Annotated in this window: 19 protein-coding genes; 4 read left to right on the top strand and 15 right to left on the bottom strand. The window is 73.8% G+C overall.

From position 1 onward, the window contains the following. Both FHU36_RS31415 and FHU36_RS31410 read right to left on the bottom strand, forming a co-directional pair. Positions 1-1,551 (bottom strand): hydantoinase/oxoprolinase N-terminal domain-containing protein, encoded by a 1,551-nt coding sequence (locus tag FHU36_RS31415; protein WP_185087355.1) that lies wholly within the window; start codon positions 1,549-1,551, stop codon positions 1-3. Continuing rightward, positions 1,548-2,612 (bottom strand): S-methyl thiohydantoin desulfurase family protein, encoded by a 1,065-nt coding sequence (locus tag FHU36_RS31410; RefSeq protein ID WP_185087354.1) that lies wholly within the window; start codon positions 2,610-2,612, stop codon positions 1,548-1,550. The genes FHU36_RS31415 and FHU36_RS31410 overlap by 4 nt, the downstream gene beginning before the upstream one ends. Before the next feature lie 329 nt (positions 2,613-2,941). On the opposite strand from FHU36_RS31410, the gene FHU36_RS31405 reads away from it, so the two are divergent. After that, positions 2,942-5,464 (top strand): Tex family protein, encoded by a 2,523-nt coding sequence (locus FHU36_RS31405; protein ID WP_185087353.1) that lies wholly within the window; start codon positions 2,942-2,944, stop codon positions 5,462-5,464. 203 nt (positions 5,465-5,667) lie between these two features. Here the strand turns inward: FHU36_RS31405 and FHU36_RS31400 are convergent, their stop codons facing one another. Next, positions 5,668-8,910 carry an ATP-binding protein gene (locus tag FHU36_RS31400; protein ID WP_185087352.1) on the bottom strand — a complete coding sequence of 1,081 codons (3,243 nt, stop codon included), beginning with the start codon at positions 8,908-8,910 and terminating at the stop codon, positions 5,668-5,670. Between the two features lie 133 nt (positions 8,911-9,043). Between FHU36_RS31400 and FHU36_RS31395 the strand changes: the two genes are divergently transcribed. Further along, entirely contained in the window at positions 9,044-10,351 is a 1,308-nt protein-coding gene (locus tag FHU36_RS31395; RefSeq protein ID WP_185087351.1) for an FAD-binding oxidoreductase, read from the top strand. Positions 10,352-10,519: 168 nt separating this feature from the next. Further along, on the top strand, positions 10,520-11,359 hold the full coding sequence (locus tag FHU36_RS31390) for a PhzF family protein (protein WP_185087350.1): 840 nt from the start codon (positions 10,520-10,522) through the stop codon (positions 11,357-11,359). A 214-nt stretch (positions 11,360-11,573) separates the two neighbouring features. Here the strand turns inward: FHU36_RS31390 and FHU36_RS31385 are convergent, their stop codons facing one another. From FHU36_RS31385 to FHU36_RS31365, 5 genes are all read right to left on the bottom strand, one after another. Further along, a complete protein-coding gene (locus FHU36_RS31385; RefSeq protein ID WP_312891946.1) occupies positions 11,574-12,860 on the bottom strand; it encodes a serine/threonine-protein kinase in 1,287 nt (428 codons plus the stop codon). A 233-nt stretch (positions 12,861-13,093) separates the two neighbouring features. Then, positions 13,094-14,395: a hypothetical protein gene (locus FHU36_RS31380; RefSeq protein ID WP_185087349.1), complete on the bottom strand. Its 1,302-nt coding sequence runs from the start codon at positions 14,393-14,395 to the stop codon at positions 13,094-13,096. After that, positions 14,392-15,075, bottom strand: a complete 684-nt coding sequence (locus tag FHU36_RS31375; RefSeq protein WP_185087348.1) for a hypothetical protein — start codon at positions 15,073-15,075, stop codon at positions 14,392-14,394. Before FHU36_RS31375 ends, FHU36_RS31380 begins: the two co-directional genes overlap by 4 nt. 55 nt (positions 15,076-15,130) lie before the next feature. Beyond that, entirely contained in the window at positions 15,131-15,634 is a 504-nt protein-coding gene (locus FHU36_RS31370) for a hypothetical protein (protein ID WP_185087347.1), read from the bottom strand. 22 nt (positions 15,635-15,656) lie between these two features. Further along, on the bottom strand, positions 15,657-16,196 hold the full coding sequence (locus FHU36_RS31365) for a MauE/DoxX family redox-associated membrane protein (protein WP_185087346.1): 540 nt from the start codon (positions 16,194-16,196) through the stop codon (positions 15,657-15,659). Positions 16,197-16,384: 188 nt separating this feature from the next. Here FHU36_RS31365 and FHU36_RS31360 point away from each other — a divergent pair, with 188 nt between their 5' ends. Further along, positions 16,385-17,878, top strand: a complete 1,494-nt coding sequence (locus FHU36_RS31360; protein WP_312891945.1) for a cobyric acid synthase — start codon at positions 16,385-16,387, stop codon at positions 17,876-17,878. Here FHU36_RS31360 and FHU36_RS31355 read toward each other — a convergent pair. The 7 genes from FHU36_RS31355 to FHU36_RS31325 form a co-directional block, all read right to left on the bottom strand. Continuing rightward, positions 17,817-18,791: a DNA-3-methyladenine glycosylase family protein gene (locus FHU36_RS31355; RefSeq protein WP_221496638.1), complete on the bottom strand. Its 975-nt coding sequence runs from the start codon at positions 18,789-18,791 to the stop codon at positions 17,817-17,819. The genes FHU36_RS31360 and FHU36_RS31355 overlap by 62 nt on opposite strands. Next, a complete protein-coding gene (locus FHU36_RS46595; protein ID WP_185087344.1) occupies positions 18,788-19,282 on the bottom strand; it encodes an ArsR/SmtB family transcription factor in 495 nt (164 codons plus the stop codon). Before FHU36_RS46595 ends, FHU36_RS31355 begins: the two co-directional genes overlap by 4 nt. Before the next feature lie 234 nt (positions 19,283-19,516). Next, positions 19,517-19,978 carry a hypothetical protein gene (locus FHU36_RS31345; protein WP_185087343.1) on the bottom strand — a complete coding sequence of 154 codons (462 nt, stop codon included), beginning with the start codon at positions 19,976-19,978 and terminating at the stop codon, positions 19,517-19,519. A 397-nt stretch (positions 19,979-20,375) separates the two neighbouring features. After that, positions 20,376-21,005 carry a LysE family translocator gene (locus FHU36_RS31340; protein ID WP_185087342.1) on the bottom strand — a complete coding sequence of 210 codons (630 nt, stop codon included), beginning with the start codon at positions 21,003-21,005 and terminating at the stop codon, positions 20,376-20,378. 85 nt (positions 21,006-21,090) lie between these two features. Beyond that, positions 21,091-22,038 (bottom strand): quinone oxidoreductase family protein, encoded by a 948-nt coding sequence (locus FHU36_RS31335; protein WP_185087341.1) that lies wholly within the window; start codon positions 22,036-22,038, stop codon positions 21,091-21,093. A gap of 78 nt (positions 22,039-22,116) precedes the next feature. After that, complete coding sequence (locus FHU36_RS31330) at positions 22,117-23,019, bottom strand: Vgb family protein (RefSeq protein ID WP_185087340.1); 903 nt, start codon at positions 23,017-23,019, stop codon at positions 22,117-22,119. A gap of 2 nt (positions 23,020-23,021) precedes the next feature. Continuing rightward, positions 23,022-24,719, bottom strand: coding sequence for an ABC-F family ATP-binding cassette domain-containing protein (locus FHU36_RS31325; protein WP_376774180.1), 1,698 nt, complete (start codon positions 24,717-24,719; stop codon positions 23,022-23,024). Between the last annotated feature and the right edge of the window lie 39 nt (positions 24,720-24,758).

Raw genomic sequence — 24,758 nt, 5'->3', positions numbered from 1 at the left:
TCACCGGGCAAGAGGTCCGGCGGCCTTGACGTGTACCCGCACGGCGGGCTCGGCGAGGTAGCTCAGGGGCACCTCGGCCAGGTCGACGATCTCGACCTGCGCAGCGTCGGCACCCGCGGCGACGGCTCGCGCCGCGGCCTCTTCCTTGGCCCTTTCGATCGCCTTTGACCGGCTTTCGCCCGCAGGCAAGATCGTATCCACTCTGCCGCTCGCCAGTGCGATCGCGGCGCCCACGGCGTTGGCGACCTCGGCGTGGTCCGGGCGTACGACGCCGCTCACGCCGGGGATCTGCGGCGCGAGCAGGAACGCCCCGCCGCCGACCGCCACCAGCGGCCGGTCGCCGCGGCCCAGCGCCATCCGGTCCACCGCGTCGGCCACCATCGCATCGGCCCGCGACACGGCGGCGCGCATGAGGTCGCGCGTCAGGTCGTCCGCCGCGGGTGCGCCGTCCCAGCCCGCCGCCCCGGGAGGCGTGCGGCCGGCGGCCACCGCCGCGTCCGTCATGGTCACCGTGGCGCCGCCGAACACCAGCGCCTCCTCGGTGATCCGGTATCCCACCGAGTCGGGTCCGACGCCGTGCTCGCGGACCACGCTGCCGCCGCCCAGCGCGATGGCCAGGATGTCCGGCATGCGGAAGTTGGTGAGCACGCCGCCGATCTCCACGGCCGCCGCCGACTCCCTGGGGAATCCGCCGGCCAGCACGCCGAGGTCCGTGGACGTCCCGCCCACGTCGGCCACGATCGCGTCGGCCACGCCGGACAGGAACGCCGCGCCGCGCAGGGAGTTCGCCGGGCCGGAGCCGATGGTCGCCACCGGCAGCCGCGCCGCGTGCTCCACCGTCATGAGCGTGCCGTCGTTCTGGGCGAGGTACGGCCTGGCGGCCAGCCCGCGCTCGGCCAGCGCCGTGACCAGCGCCTCGGTCACGTGGGCCGCCACGCCGTACAGGGCGGCGTTGAGCACGGTCGCGTTCTCTCGTTCGAGCAGCCCGAGCGAGCCGATCTCGTGGCTGAGCGAGACGGGCAGCCCGTACTCCCGCCCCACCAGCTCCGCGACCGCCCGCTCGTGCCCGCCGTCCGCAGGGCTGAACACGCCGGTCACCGCCACGGCGTCGGCCGTCACGCCGTCCAGGAAGCGGCGGATCGCGTCCCGGTCGAGCGGGCCGATCTCGCGCCCGTCCACGTAGTGGCCGCCGGGCAGCACGGCCTCCCCGGCGGAGACCGCCCTGCGCAGGTCGGCGGGCCAGCCGGACAGCGGCGGCACCGACGTGGTCGCGGGCGCGCCGAGCCGGAGCACGGCGACCCGGCCGAGGTTGCGGCGTTCCAGGACGGCGTTGGTCGCGTGGGTGGTGCCGAGCATGACCCGCGTCACCCGGCCGGCGGCGGTTCCCACCTCGGCGAGGACGGCGTCCAGCGCGGCCCGCAGCCCTTCGGTCACGTCGGGGGTGGTGGGCCGCTTGGCCTTGGCGACCACCCGGTCGGCCGCGTCGAGCACGACGGCGTCGGTGTTCGTGCCGCCGACGTCGACGCCGACGCGCAGCGCTCCCTCGGTCACGTCGTCAGCTCCTCGACGGGGGTGTAGTCCAGGTCGTAGCCGAACGCCCGCGGGCCCGCGGTCTCCAGCCCCTTGGGGGTGCGCCAGAGGGGGCCGCACGGCCAGGCGAGCACCGTGACCCGCTGGCCGTAGCGCAGCGCCTCGGTCTGGATCGCGGCGGCGGTCTCGGTGTCGACCACGGTGATCAGGTCCGGCACCATGGCCCTGACCCGGCCGTCCTCGACGGCCACCAGGTTCTCGTTCTGGAGCTCCAGGGTGAGCCGCCGGCCGCGGTCGCCGCCGGTGCCCTCGATCGTGGCCGTGCCCCTGACGAACCCGCCGGTGGTGCGCCGTTCCACGTCGGTCAGCTTGCCGCTGATCAGCCGGGCGGCGCCCAGCTCTTCCCGCAACGCCCGGAGCGGGTCCGGGGCGGCGTCGGTGGACCGGCCGATGGCCAGCGCCCGCGACACCGTGCCCTCGATCAGCGCGCCCCTCGCCCGTTCGGCCGTGAGGACGTAGTCGGCCATCAGCGCGTGCGAGCCGGCCGCCACGCACACCGCCCGGGCCAGCCGTTCCGACCACAGGCCGTCCACGGGGCGGATGGTCACCACGTTCCCGGCCACGTCCGCCATGATCACCAGGTCGGCCGGCAGCCCCGCCACGTACATCGAGACCATCTGCACCTCGGGGAAGGCCCGCCCCATGCCGTCGGCGTCCAGCAGCGGCAGCCCGAGCTGCGCGGCCCAGGCGACGGGCGCCACGCCGTTCGCGCCGCCGATCTCCGACGACATGACCGCGTCCGGCGGCCGGCCGAAGACCCGCTCGACCTCCTCGGCGATCCGCCGCGGCTCGTCCTCGCCGTGGATCATCTCGTGGCTGACGGTGGGGGCCCCGATGCCGGACAGCGGCACGACCAGCGCGTCCCCGGCCAGGTCCGCGGGGCGGACGAGCGGCACCGCCCCGTACTCCTCGATCGCCCGGCGCGCCGCCAGCGCTCCGGTACGCACGTCTCCGCCGCCTCCGGTGCCCAATACGGCACATCCCCGGGCAAGAGCGGCAACATCCCCTAAATCAATCTTCATATGGCGACACAACCAAGCACATGCCACGCGGTTACGCCAGTCCGGCATCGGCGCCGGAGCTTCTATGGGCATAGCGGGACATCGGCCCCGTACCGTTGCCAGGAGCTCCCCGCCGCGCGAAGACACCCGCGGCCCCGCCCGGTCACGGGCCCGAAACGTCGGTGCCGGGCTCTAGGGTTGCCGGCATGACCGACGTACGCGTCCGCCGCCGGGGTCCGTCCGCGGCCCCGGCCCGCCCCGCGGAGCGTGTTCACCCGTCGCGGACTCTGGTCATGAAGAACGGCTCGGTCCTGCACAATTGACCGGCGGGACCATCGAAAGGCAGGCAAGTGCTCTCTATTCACCAGCGGATCGCCGCAGAGCTCGGCGTACGCGACGGGCAGGTGCTCGCGGCCATCGAGCTGCTCGACGGCGGCGCCACGGTGCCGTTCATCGCCCGATACCGCAAGGAGGCCACCGGGGCTCTCGACGACGCGCAGCTGCGCACGCTCGAGGAGAGGCTGCGCTACCTTCGCGAGCTCGAGGAGCGCCGGTCGGCGATCCTGGAGTCGATCGAGTCCCAGGGCAAGCTCGACGACGAGCTGCGCACCCAGATCATGGCGGCCGAGACCAAGGCCCGTCTTGAGGACATCTACCTGCCGTACAAACCCAAGCGGCGCACCAAGGCGCAGATCGCGCGCGAGCTCGGCCTGGAGCCGCTCGCCGACCGGCTGCTCGCCGACCCGTCGCTGGACCCCGCGGCGGTGGCGGAGGGGTTCGTCACCGAGGGGGTGGCCGACTCCGGGGCGGCGCTGGAGGGGGCCAGGGCGATCCTCATCGAGCGGTTCGCCGAGGACGCCGACCTGATCGGCGGGCTGCGCGAGCAGTTGTGGGAGCGCGGGCGGCTGGTGGCCAGGGTCCGCGAGGGCAAGGAGGAGGCGGGGGCGAAGTTCTCCGACTACTTCGACTTCGCCGAGCCGTTCACGAAGCTGCCCTCGCACCGCATCCTGGCGATGTTCCGGGGGGAGAAGGAAGAGATCCTCAGCGTCACCCTGGAGCCGGACGACAGCCCCGACTACGAGATGCGCATCGCCTCCCGGTTCGGCGTCTCCGACCAGGGCCGGCCCGCCGACCGCTGGCTGAGCGAGACGGTCCGCTGGGCCTGGCGCACGCGCATCCTCGTGCACCTGGGCATCGACCTGCGGATGCGGCTGTGGCAGGCGGCCGAGGACGAGGCGGTGCGGGTGTTCGCCGCCAACCTGCGCGACCTGCTGCTGGCCGCCCCGGCGGGCACGCGCGTCACCATGGGGCTCGACCCCGGTCTGCGCACCGGCGTGAAGGTGGCGGTGGTCGACGCCACGGGCAAGGTGGTCGACACGGCCACCATCTACCCGCACGAGCCCAAGCGGCAGTGGGACCAGTCGCTGGCCGTGCTCGGCGCGCTGGCCCAGAAGCACGGCGTCGAGCTGATCGCGATCGGCAACGGCACCGCCTCCCGCGAGACCGACAAGCTGGCGGGCGAGCTGGTCAAGCACATGCCGTCCCTCACCAAGATCGTGGTGTCGGAGGCCGGCGCGTCGGTCTACTCCGCCTCCGCCTACGCCTCTCAGGAGCTCCCCGAGCTCGACGTGTCCCTGCGCGGCGCGGTCTCGATCGCCCGCCGGCTCCAGGACCCGCTGGCCGAGCTGGTCAAGATCGATCCCAAGTCCATCGGGGTCGGCCAGTACCAGCACGACCTGGCCGAGACCAAGCTGTCCCGCTCGCTCGACGCGGTGGTGGAAGACTGCGTCAACGCCGTCGGCGTCGACGTCAACACCGCCTCCGCGCCCCTGCTCACGCGCGTGTCCGGCATCGGCGCCACGCTGGCGGAGAGCATCGTGCGACACCGCGACACCAACGGCCCGTTCCGCACCCGCACCGCGCTCAAGGAGGTGTCCCGGCTCGGGCCGAAGGCGTTCGAGCAGTGCGCCGGATTCCTGCGCATCCGCGAGGGTGACGACCCGCTCGACGCGTCCAGCGTGCACCCCGAGGCCTATCCGGTGGTCCGGCGCATCCTCGGCTCGGCCCGGACCGATCTCAAGCTGCTGATCGGCAACACGGCGGTGCTGCGCTCGATCAAGCCGCAGGAGTTCACCGACGACACCTTCGGCCTGCCGACGGTCACCGACATCCTCCGCGAGCTCGAGAAGCCCGGCCGTGACCCGCGGCCCGCGTTCAAGACGGCCACCTTCAAGGAGGGCGTCGAGAAGATCTCGGACCTGGTGTCCGGGATGATCCTGGAGGGCGTGGTCACCAACGTCGCGGCGTTCGGCGCGTTCGTGGACATCGGGGTCCACCAGGACGGCCTGGTCCACGTCTCCGCCATGTCGCGCACCTTCGTCAAGGACCCGCGTGACGTGGTGAAGCCGGGTGACATCGTCCGGGTCAAGGTGCTCGACGTGGACATCCCGCGCAAGCGCATCTCCCTGACCCTGCGCCTGGACGACGAGGCGGCCCAGACCTCGCCGGACGGGCGCGGCCAGCGCGGCGGCCCCCGCCAGAGCCGCGACACCAACGGCCAGCGCGGCCGGGGCGACGGCTCCCGGGGCGACGGCGTCCGAGGCGAGGGCGGCTCAGGGCAGGGCGGCTCAGGGCAGGGTGGCTCAGGGCAGGGCGGTCAGCGCGGTCGCGGCGAGGGGGGTCAGCGGGGTCGCGGCGACGGCGGCCGGCGCGGCGGCGACAACGACCAGCGGGGCCGCGGCAACGGCGGCCAGCGCGGCACCGGCCAGGGCGGCCAGCGCGGCGGCCAGCGCCAGGACCGGCCCGCTCCGTCGGGCGCCATGGCAGAAGCCCTCCGCAAGGCGGGTCTCACCGACCCCGGCAACGGCCGCTGACCTCCTGCCGACCACCCGCACGGGCCATGGGCCGCCCACCCTGGGCAGCCCATGGACCCACGGTCGTGGCAACCTGACGGCGGCGGCAGCCGCGCGCCGGCCAGAAGATCAGCTCGTCCCATCGGCGACCGTCGGCTTCCGAAACCCGTCCCTCATGGCTCCGACGGAGACCGTCTGGGAGCGAGCCGGGGTCGGGTTGCGGCTCAGGCCGGCAAGGTGCTCCGCGACTCCCCGTAGGTCGGCCCGTGCCGCCGGTGCGCGTCCAGGGCGGCGCGGGCGTGAGCGCGGGCCGCGTCCTCGTCGTCCAGGCGGCGGGCCAGCTCCGCCAGGACCAGATGGGTGGAGCCCCAGCACGCGGTGCCCATACCGGCCACGACGAACTGGTCGGCGTGGGGGAGGAGACGGTCGTAGAGGTCGCGCGGGCCGGGGGTGCCGAGACGGGCGGCGACCAGGCCCCAGACCGGCAGGAGGAAGTCGGCGACCCAGTCGTCGGGGATGACGGTTCCCCAGCGCTCGATCAGTTCGCGGGCCAGGGGATGACGGTCCGCCTCCACGGCCGCGAGGACGGCGACCGGCCGCAGGGGGACCAGGTGCGGTTCGCCTGCGGCGGCCACCAGCTCGTCCAGGATCTCGGGGATGCGCCCCTGGGCGCGGCGGCAGGTGAACGTGGTCACCAGGCGCCTGAACGGCCTGCCCCACAGCGTCGAGCCGAACCTCATGTCGCCGTACGTGGCGAGCAGTTCCTCGGCTTCGTCCCACCTGCCCTCGAGGGTGCTGCGAGCGGTCTGGGCGATGCGGACCATGGATTCCAGTCCCGGACGCGGCGCCGCGTCCAGCAACGCCTCGCAGCGGGCCAGCTCGCGGTCCCAGCCGGGCAGGTCACCGTCACGCAGCAGGCAGGACATCAGGAAGACCCGCGCCATCACCTCGCCGCTGACGGGCAGGCCCGGCAGGCTCGCCAGCTCCGCGGCCACCGCGCGCCGTTCGGCGTTGCGTCCTGGGCGGAAGGCGGCGAGCAGATAGTTGTTCATCGTCCGGGCGAGGAGCGGCGTGTCCCCGAGCCTCCTGGCGATGTCGACGGCCTCGGCGGCGTGGCGTTCGCCCTCGGCGCTGCGCGGGCCGTAGTGGAGCTCCAGGGCGAGGGAGCCCAGGAGCTCGGCGCGGTCGGCGTCGCCGAGCGGGCCGTTCAGCAGGTCCTCGATCAGGGTGACCATGTCGGCGTCGACGACGCCGTAGGGGCGCCAGTTCCACAGGGACGGTCCGCCGATGGCGGTGACGGCGCGGATCAGTGCCTCCCTGTCGCCGATCGTCCGGGCGAGGCGGATCGCCTCCTCCCAGTCGCGGCGCGCGTCCTGCGGCCGTCCGGCAGCGCGGTGGGTCTGCCCCCGATCGGTGAGGAGGCGAGCCCGTTCGCCGTCCTGGCCGGGCGGGAGCGCCGACAGGGCCAGCGTCCAGAGGTCGACGGCCTCGGTGAGCGCCAGATGGCCGGCCGCGTGTCCGGCCGCGCGGGCGGCGTGCTTCACCGTCTTGTCCGCCCCGCCCAACCGGCCCGCCTGCGCGAAGTGGTGCGCCAGCGTGGCCGACTCCGACTCCGGCAGAACGGGTTCCAGGGCCTCTCCCACCCTCAGATGCAGGCGAGATCGTTCCAGTCGGCTGAGCCCGGCATAGAGCGTCTCCTGGACGAGGGCGTGCGAGAACCGGTAGTCGGCTCCGGTCGGCGGCTCGACCAGCAGCCCGGTCGCGACGGCGGGCTCCAGCGCCGCCATCACGTGTTCGGCGCCGGCGTCGGTGACGGTCTCCAGCAGGTCGATGCCGATGTCGCGTCCGGCGACCGCGGCAGCCCTGAGCAGGGCGCGCGTCTCCTCCGGCAGCCTGGCGACGCGGCGTTCGATCACGTCCCGCACGCCGCTCGGCACCGCCGCTCTCTCGCTGCGGCGCAGGCGCAGGACCTCCCCCAGGTAGAAGGGGTTGCCGCCGGTCCTTTCCACCAGCGTCTCGACCAGGCCCGGCTCTTCGGCGACGTTCTTCGTACGCAGGTAGGACGCCACGTCGCCGGAGGTGAACGGGGGCAGCTCCATCCGTTCGCCGGAGCGCGACAGCGCGGCCAGGGTGTCGCGGAGCGCGTCGGGGGGGTCGCCGGGTTCTGGGCGGCAGGTGGCGAAGACGAGCAGCCGATGGCGCGCGGCCGCCTCCGTGACGAAATCCAGCAGCCGCAGCGAGGACACATCCGCCCAGTGCAGGTCGTCCAGGACGACGGCCAAGGGCGCCTGCGCATCCGTCAGCACGGCTACGACCTGCTCGTACAGGCCGAACAGTGCCGCGTCGGGGTCCTGTCCCGAGACGGGCGCCTGCTCGGACAGCAGCCCGGAGCCGTCACCCGCCTCGCGCAGGATCTGGGCCCACGGCCAGAAGGCCGGTGCGGTGCCGTCCACGCAGCGCCCCCAGGCGACCCGGAAGCCGCGCGCGGCGGCCAGATCGGCGGCGGCGCGGACGAGCCGGGTCTTGCCGATTCCCGCCTCTCCCGTCACCAGGACGGCGCCCCCGCGGCCGCGTCTCGCCTCGCCGAGCCTGCGCTCCACCAGTTCGAGCTGGGCCGACCGTGCGATGAGCCCGTCCTCGTCCGGCTCCGAGGCGGGCTGGACGGCGGGGGCGGCCGGCTGGGGTGCGGGAAGGCGAAGCCCGGGTGCCTGGTCGAACACCGCTCGTTCCAGTTCCTGCAGGTCGGGGCCGGGGCTCAGCCCGAGATCGGCCGCCAGTCGCGCCCGCACCCTGCGCAGCGCGGCCAGCGCGTCGGCCTGCCGGCCGGCCCGGTAGAGCGCGAGCACGAGCAGCGACCAGGCCCGCTCTCGGTAGGGCCCGTCCTCGACCAGCGCCTCCAGACCGGGGACGAGGGACGCGTCCTCGCCCAGGGCCAGCCGGGCCTCGAAACGGTGCTCCAGGGCCATGACGCGCAGCTCGGCCAGCCGGGTGATGACGGGCTGGGCGAACTCCTGGTCGGCGAACTCTCCCAGAGGATCGCCTCGCCACAGGTCAAGCGCCCTGTCGAGGAGCTCGACGGCCTTCCCGGGCGCACCGAGGGCCAGTGCCTCGCGGCCCTGCTCCGTCCAGACGGCGAACCGCGACAGATCGACCTGCCCCGGCGCGACGGCCAGCAGGTAGCCCGGTTCGCGGGTCAGCAGGACGCTCGGCGGTGTTCGCGGCGGCCGCCCCGGCTCCAGAATCCTGCGCAGATGCGCGATGTACGCCTGCAGGGTCCGGGTCGCTCCCGCCGGCGGCTCCCCTGCCCACAACTCCTCGATCAGCCGGTCCAGCGACACCACCCTGCCGGGTTCCAGCGCCAGCATCACCACCAGAGCACGCTGCTTGCGCGTGCCGAGATCCAGCACACCCCGCTCGCCGGCGGTCACCTCGAGAGGGCCGAACAGCCGGAACTCCAACCCTGCCATAACCCCCCCGCACAAGGCCCGAAACCCCACCTTAGGGCACCCCTGTTCGGCCCCAGCTCGACCCCAGCCCGATCCCAGCCCCGGCCGGGCACGGTGGAGCCATCCACCAACCGGCGGCGAGAGGCAAGAAGTCATGAAGATCGGCGATGAACTGCGCGGCGTGCTCCGTGGCACGGTGCTCACGGCGGGCGAGGAGGGTTTCGAGCAGGCGCGCAAGCCCTGGAACCGCGCGGTCGACCAGCCCGTCCGGGCCGTGGTCGAGGCCGCGGACGCCGACGACGTGGCCGCCCTCGTCCGGCACGCCCGCCTGGCAGGGCTGACCATCACGACCCAGCCCAGCGGCCACGGCGCCACCGGCAACACCGGTGAGGTGATCCTGCTGCGCACCGCCCGCCTGGACGAACTGGACATCGACCCCGGCGAGCGAACCGCCCGCGTGGGCGCCGGCGTCAAGTGGGGCCGCGTGCTGGAAGCCGCGAGCCCGTACGGCCTCACCGGTCTGGCAGGCAGCAGCCCCGCGGTCACCGTCACGGGCTACACCCTCGGCGGCGGCCTCAGCTGGTTCGGCCGCGCACACGGCTTCGCCTCCCAGAGCGTCCGCGCCTTCGACGTCGTCGACGCCACCGGCAGCCGCGCCCGCGTGACCGCCGAGACCGACCCCGACCTGTTCTGGGCGCTGCGCGGCGGCGGCGGCGACTTCGCCATCGTCACCGCGATCGAGTTCGACCTGCACCCGGCGCCCCGCCTGTACGGCGGGCGGATGCTGTGGACCGCCGACCGGGCGCCTGCCGTCCTGGACGCCTACCGCCAGATCACCGCCACCGCGCCGGACGAGCTGACCGTCTGGTACGACCTGCTGCAGTTCCCCGGCGCCGCCCCCCTGGTGGCCGTGGACGCCGCCTTCCTCGGCGACGGCGGCGACGCCCAGACCCTGCTGCGCCCGCTGGACAAGATCTCGGGGCCGCTCTCCGACTCCCGCGCCATGATGCCGGTCGCCCAGCTCGGCTCCATCACCGCCGAACCCACCGATCCCGGCCCCGGCCGGTCCCGCGCCGAACTTCTGACGGGCCTGACCGACGACGTCGTGGCGGCACTGCTGGAGCGCCCGATCGATCCGCTGCTCAGCGTCCAGCTCCGCCACCTCGGCGGCGCCTTCGCGCGCCCGTCCGACACGTCCGCGGGACATGTGGCGGAGCCGTTCGCCCTGTACATGTTCGGCATCCCCGGCCAGGACGGCGGCGCCGCCGTGCGCGACCGCCAGCACCAGATCGCCGACGCCCTCATCCCGCACACCAGCGGCCGCAAACCGTTCACCTTCCTGGCGCCGGGCGAGCGCGCGGCCAACGCCTTCACCCCGCAGACCTTGGCCCGGCTCCGCGCCCTCAAGCGGGCCCGCGACCCCCGAGGCACCTTCCGCAGCAACTTCCCCGTCCTCGGTTGACCGAAGCCCCCGCCACGTCGATCCCGCTCCATCACGAGGCCGCCCGCGCCGCCCCGCGGCGAACCGCGGCGAACCGCGGCGTCCGTCGGTGCCCTGACCCGCTGCTCCCGCTCCTGACCGGCTCGCTCATACGGAGTCCTCAGAACCCGCATGCGCCATGATGACGACATGACCGAAATCTTGAGGTATGCCGCGTTCACCTCCACTCCCGCCGGCGGGAACCCCGCCGGCGTGGTCCTGGATGCCCGAGAGCTTTCCGACGCGGACATGCTCGCCATCGCCGCTGAACTCGGCTACTCCGAGACGGCCTTCCTGCACCCCACGGGCGATCGCCAGTACCGGATCCAGTACTTCAGCCCGCTGGCCGAGGTCGCCTTCTGCGGCCACGCGACGATCGCGGCCTCGGTCGCGCTCGGCGAACGGATCGGTCCCGGAACCGTGAACCTCACCACGCAGGCGGGGCCGGTCCCGGTGGAGATCGCCGTGGGTTCGACCGGTGGGATCATCGCCATCTTGACCAGCCCTCCCTCCTCCACCCGTCCTGCCTCCGAGGAGGAGGTACGGCCGGTGCTGGACGCACTGGGCTGGTCGGCCGACGACGTGGACACCGCCTACCCGGCGCACGTCGCCAACGCCGGCAACGACCATCTCGTCCTGGCCGCGGCCAGCCGGGACCGTCTTGCCGATCTCGACTACGACTTCGATGCGCTCGGCAAGATCATGACAGAGAGGGGCTGGACCACCGTCCACCTCTTCTGGGCCGAGTCTCCCTCGGTCTTCCACGCCCGCGACCCGTTCCCGCCCGGCGGCGTCGTCGAGGACCCGGCGACCGGCGCCGCGGCGGCGGCCTTCACCGGGTACCTGCGTGCGCTGGGACGCCTCGCGGACGACACCGTCCTCACCCTTCATCAGGGTGTCGACATGGGCCGCCCCAGCCTCCTGACGTGCACCACCATTCCCGGCGACTCCCGTGTCAAGGTCTCCGGCACAGCGGTTCCCATCGACTAGCCGAAGGCCGGGGCCCGCTGTCGCCGGCCCTCCTTCGTCCGGCGCCACACCGAACTGCGGCGCGCACGGCGCCTGGCGTTGTCGGACAGGTAGGTCAGGCGCACCGGTCCGGGAGCGAGCAGGACACCCGTCAGGCCACTGACCCGGATCGGCTCGTCCGATGGGCCCGAACCCTCCCTCCCGCGATGGCGGCCTGTACGCCGATCCATCGGCGTCAGCACACCGAGGGGATGCAGGTCCAGGTGTTGAAGGGCCCGGTGGGCCAGTCCGCCGGGGGCCACCCCGGAGGGGCGGTGGTGGTGGGCGGGGCGGCCGGTTCCTTGGTGGGGCTCGGCTCCGGGTCGGGGGCCGAGGTCGTCCTGCGGTGTTCCTGGGCCGTCGGCGGGCTCACCGGGCTCTGGGAGCGGGCCGGTCGGGTGGTCGCCGCCGGAGTCCTGGCATGGGACGACGGCCTGGGCGCCGGGGCCGACGTCCCCCGTTCGGCCTGCCGGGTCTGTGGCGACAGGCTGGCGGGGGCCGTGGCGGGAGCTGTGGTGGGGACCGGCGGCCGGGAGGTCGAGTGGCCCTCGGGGGATGATCCGGCCGGGCGGTCGCGCGTGTTGAGCAGCACGCCGCCCGTGACGAGCAGGGCCGCCGCCGTGCTGCCGGCGATCGCCATGATCATCGTACGGCGGCGCCCGCGTGCCGGGCGGCGGGCGGGGAGCGAGGTCAACCTGGCGACCAGGTCGTCGGCGCTGGGCCGCTTGGCCGGGTCCTTGGACAGGCTGGCGGTGACGAGTTCGAGCAGGAGCCCGTCCAGCCCGGAGATCACCGGCTTCTGGTTGAGGATGCGGTTGATCACCGCGGGGGTGGAGTCCATGCCGAACGCGGGCCGGCCCGAGGCGGCGAACACCATGGTCACGCCCCACGCGAAGATGTCGGCCGCCTCCGTCACCGGCGCCCCGCCGAGCTGCTCGGGCGCGAGGTAGGACGGTGTCCCCATCAGCGGCCCGCTCGAGGCGGTGCCCGGCGCGTCCAGGGCGCGGGCGATGCCGAAGTCGATGACGACGGGACCTTCGGGTCCCATCAGGATGTTGGCGGGCTTGAAGTCGCGGTGCAGGACCCCGGCGCGGTGGATGGCGGCCAGCGCGGTGGCGGTGCTGATCGCCAGCCGGTCGAGCGCGGCGCCGCGCCGCGGCCCCTCGACCCTGACGAGGTCGCGCAGGGAGGGGCCGGGCACGTACTCGCTGACGATGTACGGGCGTTGGCCGGCGAGGTCGGCGTGCAGCACGGGCGCGGTGGAGAACCTGGCCACGCGCCGGGCGATCTCCGCCTCGCGCAGGAACATGGCGCGCGCGTCGGAGTCGGTCAGCAGGCCGTGATGCAGCAGCTTGACGGCGACCTGCCCGCCGGACGCCGTCCGCCCCAGGTAGACGACGCCCTGGCCACCCTCGCCGAGGCGGCCGACGATGTCGTACGGGCCCAGCCGCCGCGGATCGTCCTCCACCAACGGCTGGCTCACCCTGGACCCCCCGGACGCATCAACAGACAGGTGCAAGTTATCAGCGTGTCGGTTGAGATGTCCGGCACTCGCGATCAAGGACGAGATAATTCGTAGTCTCGCTCATGTTCGTCATGGCGCGAGATAGGGGCCTATCGGCCATCTTGTCGGTGGGCGACAGGCGCTCCACCGTCGTCCAGGTTTCGGGTAAGGCGCGGGTCACCGTGCCCCGGGCGAAAGGGCTCCCTCGACTGTCAGTGCGCCTGGGCTTCGGCCACGCCCGCCATGGACGCGGACACCTGTGCCGCCCACGTCGAGCCCTGGGCGTCGAGGTCGGCCGCGAGGGCGCGCCAGCGGGCCGGGTCGGCGGCGTCGGCCACGACCGCCTGCCGGAGCGTCAGCCGGTCGAGCAGTCCGGGCGGTCGCGGCAGGAGCGTGGCCGTGTGGCAGCCGGGCTCCCGCCACGCGTCCGTGAGGGGGGCGTGCTCGTCCAGGAGCGCGCGCGGGATGAGGAGGGCTTCGCGGGCGAAGCGGTCACCGGTCGTGTCGCCGGCGGCGTGGAACGCCGCCGCCATGGTCCGCGCGTGGCGGACGGGGCCGCTCATGAGAGGCGGGCGGGCGACGCGGAACCCGGCCACCAGGGCGCTGTAGTGGGCGTCCAGCTCGCACAACTGCCCGTAGACCGGGGCGAGGCCGAGGGGCAGCCGGGGCGCGACCCAGCGCAGCACGTAGGTGACGCACTGGATCAGGCTCGCCGCCCTGGTCAGCGCCATGAACCAGGGGTCGGCGCCGTCGGTCCGCCGGGCGTCGTCGAGCAGGCCGAACGAGCGCTCCACCAGCATCCTCACCGTCGGCCCGGCCCGGCGCGGCAGCGCGGCGGACGCCGGCTCGGTCAGCGGAACGGTGGTCCACGCGTGGAGGCTGTCCGGCAGGCGCCCGCCGAAGAAGGCGCGGACCAGCGTTTCGGCCGTGTCCGCCCCGGCGAGCGCCCACAGCAGCAGCGTGACGGCCCGCGCGGCGCCCCTGACGTCGCGGCACAGCCCTGTGGTCACCACGTCCACGAGGTAGCCGACCGCGGACGTGGGCTCGCCCGTCCGCGCCGCGTGGTGCAGGGCCGCTCTGAGCAGCCGCGCGGACTCCAGCACGCGGCTGTTGGCGTCGGCGTCGTCGCCGGAGGCCCGCCAGGACTCCGTGAGGGTCTCCTGGACGTCCCAGCGGACCAGCAGATCGGTGGCCCATGCGGACGGAAGGTAGTCGGACCGGCGGGTGAGATAGCCGCTCAGCTCTCCCTCGCCCTCCCGCGCGAACCGCAGGAAGGGCACGTCCATCGAGCCGTCGAAGCGCAGGCCGATCGTCTGCTCCAGCCCCTCGGCCAAGCGGACGAGCACCGCGTGCCGGGTCCGCCGGTCCTCGAAGCGGACCCCGAAGCGGTGCAGGCCGAGGGTGGCGGCGCAGGCTCCGGCGAGCAGCGCCTCCTTCGTCAGGCCGGCGAGCACCTCGACGAGCACCTCGGCCCCGGCGGGCGCCTGCCGCACCCGCCACGCCGTGGGGATCACCCGAACAGCCCGATCGTCCCGACGAGGTCGCCGTAGTTCTCGCGCGCCGTGCGGAAGCCCTCGATCAGCCATTCGCGCATGGGCCGCCGGTCGGTCCGCTCGTAGGCCAGGCCGCGACGGGTCCACTGCACCCCGAGGTCGTCGAGGAGTTTCGCCGGTCTGCCCGTCGCCGCCAGGTGGTCCATCTCGGCGAACACCTCGCGCAGGTGGAGACGCACCTCGCGCTCGGACTCCAGGTGCCCGAGCGGCAGGTAGACCCCGTCGGTGTCCTCGGCGAGGTCGCGGAAGACGACGAGGCCCGGCAGGGGCGGGACCCGCGAGCCGCTGAACAGCGTGCGCACCATCCGGTGGGCCGGGTCCACCCCCACGCCGATCTCCGCCCAGTGGCCGAAGGCGCCCGTGCCGACGGGCACCGCGATGGGCGCGGGCCGGTCCAGGACGAACAGGACGAGCACGTTGGGCCCGCTGTCGTCGGCCATGGTGCCGGAGCGCACGTACTCGACGATCGGCGGATCGCCGGCCGGGTGAAATGCCAGAAAACAGCAGACGGACGAGTATTCCCGTAATTTACGCAGATTGTCGGGGCGAAGAAGGTGGGACAAATCCTTGACCTGCCCGACGTTGAACCGTGCTTCCGCGGTCGCCTCTTCCAGAATGGCCTGCAGCGAGATGACCAGCATGCCGAGCACTTTAACGCGCCGGCGCTCTTTCAGCCGGGAAGACCGGGCGTCTCGCTCACACGGGAAGCGACTCGGTCATGCCCTCCGGGCTGCCCGAGCCCGCCCACACGATCGTGCCGTCGCCGCCCACCCGCAGGTAGGTCGGGAACCCCGTCACGCCGAGGATGTAGGCCAGCCCGCCGGCCTCCTCGCCCACGAGGACGCGGGGCACCTCCCGCAGCAGTCCCACCAGGGCCTCGGCCTCGGGCCCGGTGCCGGTCACGACGGCCAGAGCCGCCCGGCCGCGGACGGCGGTGGCGAACTCGGGCGCGTGCTTGTGACATCCCGAGCACTGGGCGTCGAAGACGCCGACCAGCTCGGGGCGTTCCGGCTCCAGATCGGGGAACGTCTGCCCGACCAGCCGCGCGGGGTCGTAGCCGCCGCCGAGGGCGGGACCCGCGGCGAGGCGGGCCAGCTCCGCGGTGTGCTCACGCAGCCGGCGCAGCACCGCGAAGGTCAGCAGCATGTTGAGGACGCACAGAACCCCGACCAGCACGACCGCGGCCACCACGAACGCCATAGTTGATCCTCATCTCAGTCGGTCATGAGTCGCCGCCGGCCGGGGTGGAGGGCGCGAACAGCGACACCAGGTCGTCGAAACGCACCACCGGCACCACGGCCACGGCTCCGGCCACGGCGGCGACGGCCACGCCCGCGACCTCGGCGGGGCCGCCGGCGAACGCCGCCACCAGGCCCAGCCCGCTGCCGGCCAGCAGGACGAGATTGCGGTACACGTGGGCCCTGCCCAGCGGCGTCGTCGAGGCGCCGAAGCAGCGGCACGGCGCCCGCCGGCCCCGGCGCAGCGCTGAGACGATCCCGGCGGCGAACGCGCCGAGCAGCACCGCCGACAGCCCGAATCCGAGGGCCGCCGTGGCCGGCCACGCCAGGAGGACGACCGCCACGGCCTCCCCGGCCGTGATGGCGGCCGCCGCGGCCTTCGCCGGCGTCCGCGGCAGCACCCCCAGCGCCACGATGGAGGCGGCGAACTCCTGGTACGCGGATCGGCCGCGCAGCTTGCCCGCCAGCGCGGCGGCGAACACGCCGGCCAGCAGGACCCGGCATGCGATCTCCACGTACACCATGCGCGCCTCGCAACCGGTCCTCAGGGGCGATGCCGCCGGTGTCCCTCACGGGCCCGCACCGCGAGCAGCCCTGCTCGTCGGTGACGAGCCTACGAGAGCGGGATACAGCGGCCATACAACGGACCTACAGCGCGGCACCCGCGGGCCGGAGTCCGTTCGGAACGCGGGGGTATGGGAGGATCCGGCGGGTGCGAACCAGAGGCGGATTGCTCGTGGCGGGGACGACGTCCGACGCGGGCAAGAGCGTGGTGACGGCCGGGATCTGCCGGTGGCTGGCCCGCCGGGGCGTCCGCGTGGCGCCGTTCAAGGCGCAGAACATGTCGCTGAACTCCTACGTCACCGCCGGCGGGGCCGAGATCGGCCGCGCCCAGGCCGTGCAGGCGCAGGCGGCCGGTCTCGAACCGGTCGCCGACATGAACCCGATCCTGCTCAAGCCCGGCAGCGACCGCCGCAGCCAGGTGGTGCTGCTCGGGCAGCCGGTCGCCGACGTGGACGCCATGGAGTACGGCCGGCTCAAGGACCTGCTGAGGCGGACGGCGCTGGAGTCGCTCGGCCGGTTGCGCGACCAGTACGACGTGGTGGTCTGCGAGGGCGCCGGCAGCCCGGCCGAGATCAACCTGCGCCGGGGCGACATCGCCAACATGGGCCTCGCGCGGGCCGCGCACCTGCCGGTCGTCGTGGTGGGCGACATCGACAGGGGAGGGGTGTTCGCCGCCTTCTACGGCACGGTCGGGCTGCTGGACGCCGCTGACCAATCGCTTGTTTCGGGATTCGTGGTGAACAAGTTCCGCGGCGCCAGGGAGCTCCTCGAACCCGGCCTCGACATGCTGCGCGCCGTGACGGGCCGGCGGGTGTACGGCGTGCTGCCGTGGCTCGACGGGTTGTGGCTGGACGTCGAGGACTCCCTCGCCCTGGACGGCCGCTCCGTCGCCGTCGGCGAGCCGCACGGCGCTCAGACGCTGCGCGTGGCCGTGGTGCGGCTGCCGCGCATCTCCAACTTCACCGACCTCGACGCCCTGGCGGCCGAGCCGGGAGTGGTGGTGCGGTTCGTGCGGGGGCCGGGCGAGCTGGACGACGCCGACCTGGTCGTGCTGCCCGGGTCACGGGCCACGGTGGACGACCTCGCGTGGCTGCGGCGCAGCGGGCTGGCCACGGCGCTGGCCTCCCGGCGGAAGCCGATCCTGGGGATCTGCGGCGGCTTCCAGATGCTCGGCCGGGAGATCGTGGACGAGGTCGAGTCGGGGGCGGGCCGGGTCGAGGGGCTGGGACTGCTGCCGGTGCGGGTGGCGTTCGCCCCGGCCAAGACGCTCGCCAGGCCGTCCGGGCACGCCTACGGGCATCCGGTCACCGCGTACGAGATCCACCACGGGGTCGCGACCGTCGAGGGCGGCGAGCCGTTCCTGGACGGCTGCCGCGTCGCGAACGTCTGGGGCACCACCTGGCACGGCGCGCTGGAGAACGACGCCTTCCGCCGCGCCTTCCTGACCGACGTGGCGGGGCGGGCCGGACGGGACTTCGTGCCCGCCCCGGACACCGACTTCGCCCGGCTGCGCGAGGAACGCCTCGACGCCCTCGGCGACCTGGTGGAACAGCACCTCGACACCGACGCCCTGCTGCGCCTCATCGAACAGGGCCCACCGGACGTGCCCGTCCTGCCGCCCGGCCCGCCCGCGCTGGGGTAGCGCCGCCCGGCACGGACTTCGCCGGGGTCGCCTCGTCGTCCACGACGCCGTAGGAGGCCGCCCGGAACAGGAACGACGCCCAGGAACGGTAGGGGCGCCACGCCTCGGCCAGCCGCCGGTACGCGGCCGGCGGCGTGTCCTGCGGCAGCCCGTACACCTCGCGCAGGATCGCGAACAGGCGCGGCTCGTCACCCGGGAACGCGTCCGGCGCCCCCGCGCCCCGGATCAGGATCAGCCCGGCCGAGAACGGCCCCACGCCGGGCAGAGCGCGCAGCTCGGCCAGCGCCTCCTCCGGGGCGAGCGCGCGCAGGTGCTCGGCGGTGAGCACGCCGTCGAGCGCGGCGCGGGCCAGCCCGCGCAGCCACTCCTCCTTCTGCGCGGGCAGGCCGAGGCCGCCGGCCTCCAGCAGCGTCACGGGCGGGGGGAAGGCGGCGTACTCCCGCCCGTCCACCTCGACCTGCGCGCCGTACCGCTCCGCGATGCGCTGCTTGAGCCGGGCGGCGACGAGCATGGACGAGCGCTGCACGATCACCGCCCAGCACGCCGCCTCCCACGGACTCCAGAAGCACGCCGGCCGCAGGCCGGGGCTGCGCCGCTGCAGGTCGCCGAGCACCGGGTCGGCCTCGCCGAGCGCGGCGAAGCCGGTGCCGTCCACGTCGAGGGACAGGACGCGCGCCACCTCGCCCCGGATCCCCGGCCCCACCGGCCGCGTCGTGGCGACGGCGACGCCGCCCGGTGCCGCGGTCACGGTCACGCCGATCGGCAGCCAGTCGGACTCCGGGCAGAAGGCGAAGCGCAGCGCCCGCCCGTCGGAGGGCAGCGCGCTGGTGGCCGGCCAGTCCTGCACGAAACGCAAAGAGGCGGCGAAGTCGAACGGGCCCCGGGCGGTGATCGTGAATCCGTGCGTGGTCATGCGTGCGCGCCCGCCACGTCCACGGCGGCGGCGGTGAGCGTGAGCACCGGGAACACCGCCCTGGCCGGGACCCGGTAGACGCCCCGCTCGGGCTGCTCGACCAAGCCGGCCGACGTCAGCGTCTTGAGATGGTGGTAGAGCTGGCCCTGGGAGGCGAGGTTCAGCTCGCTCTGGAGCTCGGCGATGGGCCGCGGGCCGACGACGAGAAGCTGCAGGATGCGCAGCCGGGCCGGGTGCCCGGCCGCCGCCAGGACCGCCGCCAGCGGCCCGGCCGGCCGCTCGACCAGCCAGCCGGGGGAGCGCACCACCTGCCACGACCAGGTGCGGCCGCCCAGGCCGGCCTCGCCGCCGTACGCCAGGTGGCCGGTGCCGTCGCCCGCCGTCCGCGCCGGCCCCTCCTCGCCGCGCGCCCCGCCCGGCCCGTCCCGCTCGCTCTCCAGCGCGGCGACCCGGGCCTCCAGGTCGGCCAGACGCTCCTCGATGCTGCTCACGCCACGCACGTTACCCGCCGAACCGGAATTCCGGAGTGACGGCTCCGGCGAGGGTCGCCGGAAGCCGGAAGCGAAACCGCGCCGACGCTGCCGGGCCGCCTCCCTGACAGGACGCCCGGCGGCCGTCACCCTGACGGCATGACAGCAGCGGTGCAGGCCGAAGGGCTGACCAAGTACGGCGGCAGGCGACGGGGGCTGGACGACCTCACGCCATGAGAACGCTTCAGCCCGGGATCAGGGGTAGAGCGTGTAGGTCTTGGTGTTGTTGCACACGATCGTGCTCGGGAGGCAGCGCTTGGCCCTGATCGTGATCCGGTCGAGGTTGGTGCGGCTCGTGGACCACTTGAAGCTCTTCTGGCCCTTCTTCCGGCCGGCCTCCTTGTACTCGCCGTAAATTTCGTCGCCGTTGCTCTTCTTGAAGGAGACCTCGACCACGGTCGTCCAGGCGTCGCTCTTGGTGTCCGTCACGCTACCGCGCGCCTCGCCGTAGCCGTTGCTGCAGAGCTTCAGGACGTAGCTGACGAAGCCGTCCTTCGTGTTCAGCTTGCTCCACTTGTCCTTGCAGCCGGACGAAGAGACGCTCGAGGAGGCGGTGGTGGTGGAGGCCGTGGCGGTCGCGGCCGGCGTCAGTACGGCGAAGGCCGCAGAGACCCCGACAACAGTGGCGAGCATCTTCGAGGGGGAGAGCTTCCGCATGAGATTCGATCCTTGTCAGTCAACGAGAACTTCGCGGTGCTCCGCCCGTGATCAGAGCACCGCGAAGAACGCTAAACACCGGCGGTATAGCAGTGGTATGTCCACAGCCTGTCGTGGGCCGAACCCCCTGCCCTGGTCCAATGCCGTTCAGTTGATGATCACCCTCTGGGTCGAACCTGTCGGGGCAGGAGCGCGAGGGTGGGTGGTCCTGCGTGCCGGATGCCCTTGCCGAAGGGGCGGCGTTAGATCAGGGTGGCCGGGGCACAGTGGGTGAGCAGGACCGCATCGAACGCGACCTGGACGCGGCGCTTCACCTGCAGACCGCCGTCCTGGGCGCCCGCCTGCTCGACTGGCCGTGGTCCTGGCCGTCACACGGACCGTTGCGAGGTTGTGACCGTTACGCCGCCCTGCCGCCGTCCAGCGCCAGCCGCAGGCCGAACCCGACGATCACGACGCCGGTGACGCGATCCAGCGCCCGCCGTACCCGGGCGGTGCGCAGCACCCCGCTCATCAGCGTGGCGAACCCGATGAGCACCGCGCTCCACACCAGGCCCTCGCCCACGTGCACCCCCGCCAGCAGCAACCCCATGGCCGCGTGCGGCGCGTCCTGCGGGATGAACTGCGGCAGCATCGCCACGTAGAACGCGCCGACCTTGGGGTTGAGCAGGTTCGTCACCAGCCCGCGCCGGAACCCGGCGCGGAACCCGGCCTCCTGCCCGCCGCCGGCATCGTCGTGCTGCTCCTTGGCGAGCAGCATCCGCGCCCCCATCCACACAAGGTACGCCGCCCCCGCCCAGCGCAGGACGTCGTAGGCGAGCTGGGAGGCGGCCAGCAGCGTGGACAGGCCCACGGCGGCCAGCAGGCCCCACAGGAGCGTGCCCGCCTGGATGCCCAGGACCACGCCCCAGGCGGGCCGCCTCCCGGCCAGCAGCGACGTGCGCAGGATGAGCGCCGTGTCCAGGCCCGGGGTGAGTGTCAGCAATGCCACGACAGCGGCGAACGACCCGACCGATGCTGCTATGTCCATGGCGCCGGAGCCTAGCGGGCTGCCGGTCGCCCGGTCAGGTCGCCGGAACCCGCGCGGGGCCGGGCCGCCGGTCGGGCACCGGTCGTCACGGGACGAGCAGCAGCTTGCCGGTGGTGCGGCGGGCGGCCAGGTCCGCGTGGGCCTGCGCGGCCTCCGCCATCGGGTAGCGGCGCGACACGTTGATGCGCAACCGCCCCGAGGCGATCCAGCCGAAGAGGTCGGCCGCCCGCTGCAGCAGCTCTCCCCGGTCGGCGATGTAGTGCGCCAGGGTCGGCCGGGTCAGGAACAGCGAGCCCTCCTTGTTGAGCCGCTGCGGGTCGACGGGCGGCACCGGCCCGCTGGCCGCGCCGTACAGCGCCATGAGGCCGCGTGGCCGCAACGCCTCCAGCCCGCCGTCGAACGTGGCGGCGCCCACGCCGTCGTAGACGACGTGCATCCGCCCGCGCAGCGCCTCGGCGAAGTCGTCGTAGCGCAGCACCTCGTCCGCCCCGGCCTCGCGTGCCAGCTTCTCCTTCTCGCTGCTCGACACCGTGGTGTACACCTTGGCGCCCCTGAGCTTGGCGAGCTGGACGAGCAACTGGCCCATGCCGCCGGCGCCTGCGTGCACGAGCACGTTGTCGCCCTCCCGCACCGCGTAGGTGGAGTGGGTCAGGTAGTGGGCCGTCATGCCCTGGAGCATCGTGGCGGCTGCCAGCTCGGCCGGAACGTCGCCGGGCACGGGCACCAGCCGGTCGGCGGGGACGACCGCCTTCTCGGCGTAGCTGCCGAGCACGCCGGCCCACGCCACGGTGTCGCCCACGGCCACCCCGTCCACCCCCGGCCCCACGGCGGACACGACACCCGCGCCTTCGGACCCGATGGGGCTGGGCAGGGCGAGCGGGTACGCCCCGGAACGGTGATAGATGTCGATGAAGTTGACGCCGCTCGCCGCGACGTCGACCACCACCTCCCCGTCACCCGGTACCGGGTCGGGATGCTCGGCGTATTCGAGGACCTCTGGACCGCCCTGGGCGGTGATGACTATGGCACGCATGCCTCTAGTCAACTCCCGCCCGCTGGCCCGGATTCCACCGGGATGCCCCGCGGGCGGGATCAGCCCGTGGGTGTCCCGTCAGGGGGTGCGCCGGGGGACCTCGATCCGGGCGAGGGCGCCCGCCTCCAGGGCCACCCAGACAGCGCCGTCCGGCCCGGTCGTGAGACCGTGCGGCTCGGCGGCGGACGATCCGGGCACGGTGGGCAGGCCGAACTCCTCGACGGCGCCGTCCGGCGTGATGCGGCCGAGCCGGTCGGCGCCCCACTCGGTGAACCAGAGGGCGTCGTCGGGCCCGGCCACGATGGCGTGCGGCCGGCACGAGCGGTCGGGAAGGGGATACTCGGTGATCTCGCCCGCGGTGTCGATCCGGCCGATCTGGCCGGCGCCGATCTCGACGAACCACAGCGCGCCGTCGGGTCCGGCCGTGATGCCCACCGGGGCGGCGGCCTGCGTGGGCAGCGGATGGAGGGTCACCTCACCGTGCGGTGTGACGCGGCCGACGGCGTTGGCCTGGTTGAGCGTGAACCACATCGCGCCGTCGGATCCGGCCGCGATGATCGAGGGCATGCCCCCCGGCGCCGGCACCTGGTATTCCGTGATCGCGCCGTCGGGGGTGATCCGCCCGACCTTGTCGGTGTTCAGCCCGGTGAACCACATCGCCCCGTCAGGACCGGCGGCGAGTCCGTACGGCGCCGCCACCTCGAACACCTCCACCTCGAACGCCGTCACCTCGAACGCCGTGGCGTCCGGGGCGGGCACCGTGATGCGCCCGATGCGGCCCCCCTTGAACTCGGTGAACCACACCGCCCCGTCGGCCCCGGCCACGATGACGGTCGGGCCGCCGTCGGCCGGGCTGAGCTGGTGGACGACCGGATCGCGGCCTGGCACCAGCCTGCCGACGCGGCCCTGGTGGACGAGGGTGAACCACAGGGCGCCGTCGGGCCCGGTCGTGACGCCGTACGGCGCTCCGTCGGGAATCATCGTCAGCAAAGGTGTCCTCCAGACACTTCGATCTCCGTGCCCCTGAAGCGCTGCCGCAGGGCGCGGTCGTGCGTGACGACGACGAGCGCGCCCGCGAACCGGTCGAGCGCCTGCTCCAGCTCCTCGGCGAGGTCAGGGGAGAGGTGGTTGGTCGGCTCGTCGAGCAGCAGCAGGTCGCACGGGGTGGCGAGCAGCCGGGCCAGCGCGAGCCTTCGTCGCTGGCCCTCGGACAGCGCCCCCACGCGCAGGTCGAGCGTCTCCGGGCGGAACAGGCCGGTGCCGAGCAGCGCGGCCCGCCGCTCGTCGGGATGGCCCCGGCCGTAGGCGTCGAGAACCGTCAGGGCGGGGTCGAAGGCGCTCTCCTGCCGCAGGTGGCCCACCCGGCAGCGGGCGTGCCGGGCGATGGCGTGCAGCAGCGTGGACTTGCCGGCACCGTTGGCCCCGTGGACGAGCAGCCGCTCGCCCGCCGTGATCGTGAGCGACTCCACCCGGAGCCGGTCGCCGACCCGGACGTCGCGCAGCTCCGCCAGCACCCGGCCGGCCGGCACACCGACGTACGGCCCGTCGTGGCGCGGGGCGGCGGCGGGGGCTGCCGGGCGCCGGTCGCCCGCCGGATCGCCCGGGGCGTGGCCGGTCACCAGCGCGGTGCGGCCGTGAGCGGTCGCGGGGGCGTGGCCGAAGGCGCCGTGGAACCGGAGCGGCCGGGGCGGCGGGAGGACCGGGTCGGCCTCCAGGCGCCGCAGGCGCTCCTGGGCGTTGCGGACCCGGCTTGCGATCGAGCTCTGCACCCGGCCCGCGTTGCGGTCGTAGGCCATCTTGTTGTTGTCGCGCATCGCCCGCCCGGCCGCGACCCGGTGGGCCGTCGTCGCGGCGCGCTCGCGAACCTGACGCACCTCCTCGCACCAGTCGGCGTACGCCTGCTCCCACCGGGCCCGGGCCGCCGCCTTGGCGGCCAGGAAGCCGGAGTAGCCCCCGCCGAACCGGGTGACCGTGCCGTCCTCGACCTCGATCACCGCCGTGACCACCCGGTCGAGGAAGATCCGGTCGTGCGACACGACGACCACCGAGCCGCGGTGCTCGCGCAGCCGCTCCTCCAGCCACGTGACGGCGGACCCGTCGAGGTGGTTGGTCGGCTCGTCGAGCAGCAGCGTCTCCGGCGAGGCGGCCAGCAGGCACGCCAGGCCCAGCCGGGCCCGCTCGCCGCCCGACAGGCCGGCCAGCGTCCGGTCGCGTCGGACGTGGGCCAGGCCGAGGCCGTGCAGCGACCTGTCGACCCGGGCGTCGGCCTCGTAGCCCCCGCGCGCCTCGTAGGCGGTGAGCAACTCGCCGTACTCCTCCAGGAGATCGGCCGGGAGGCCGCCGGAGGCGTCCGCGCCGGGGGCGGCCATGACGGCCTCCAGGTCGCGCATGCGCCGCTCCATCGCCCGCAGACCGGCCAGAGCGGCGTCGACCGCCTGCTGGACTGTGTGATCCGGCGGCAGGTCGAGGGTCTGGCCGAGGTGGCCCACGTCGTCGCCCACGACGGCCTGGCCCTCGTCGGGCCGCTCGATACCGGCGAGCAGCCGGAGCAGGGTGGACTTGCCCGAGCCGTTCTCGCCCACGATGCCGAGGCGCTCGCCCGGCCGGACGGACAGTGACACACCGGACAGGACGCGGCGGTGGTCGTAGGAATGGGAAACGCTTCGCAGGATGGTCAGGATGGAACTCCAATCGCAACTGATGTAGCTTTAGTGTGCCAT

The organism is Nonomuraea muscovyensis (genome assembly GCF_014207745.1).
Classification (GTDB): Bacteria; Actinomycetota; Actinomycetes; order Streptosporangiales; family Streptosporangiaceae; genus Nonomuraea; species Nonomuraea muscovyensis.
This window is presented reverse-complemented; position numbering and strand designations above follow the sequence as displayed.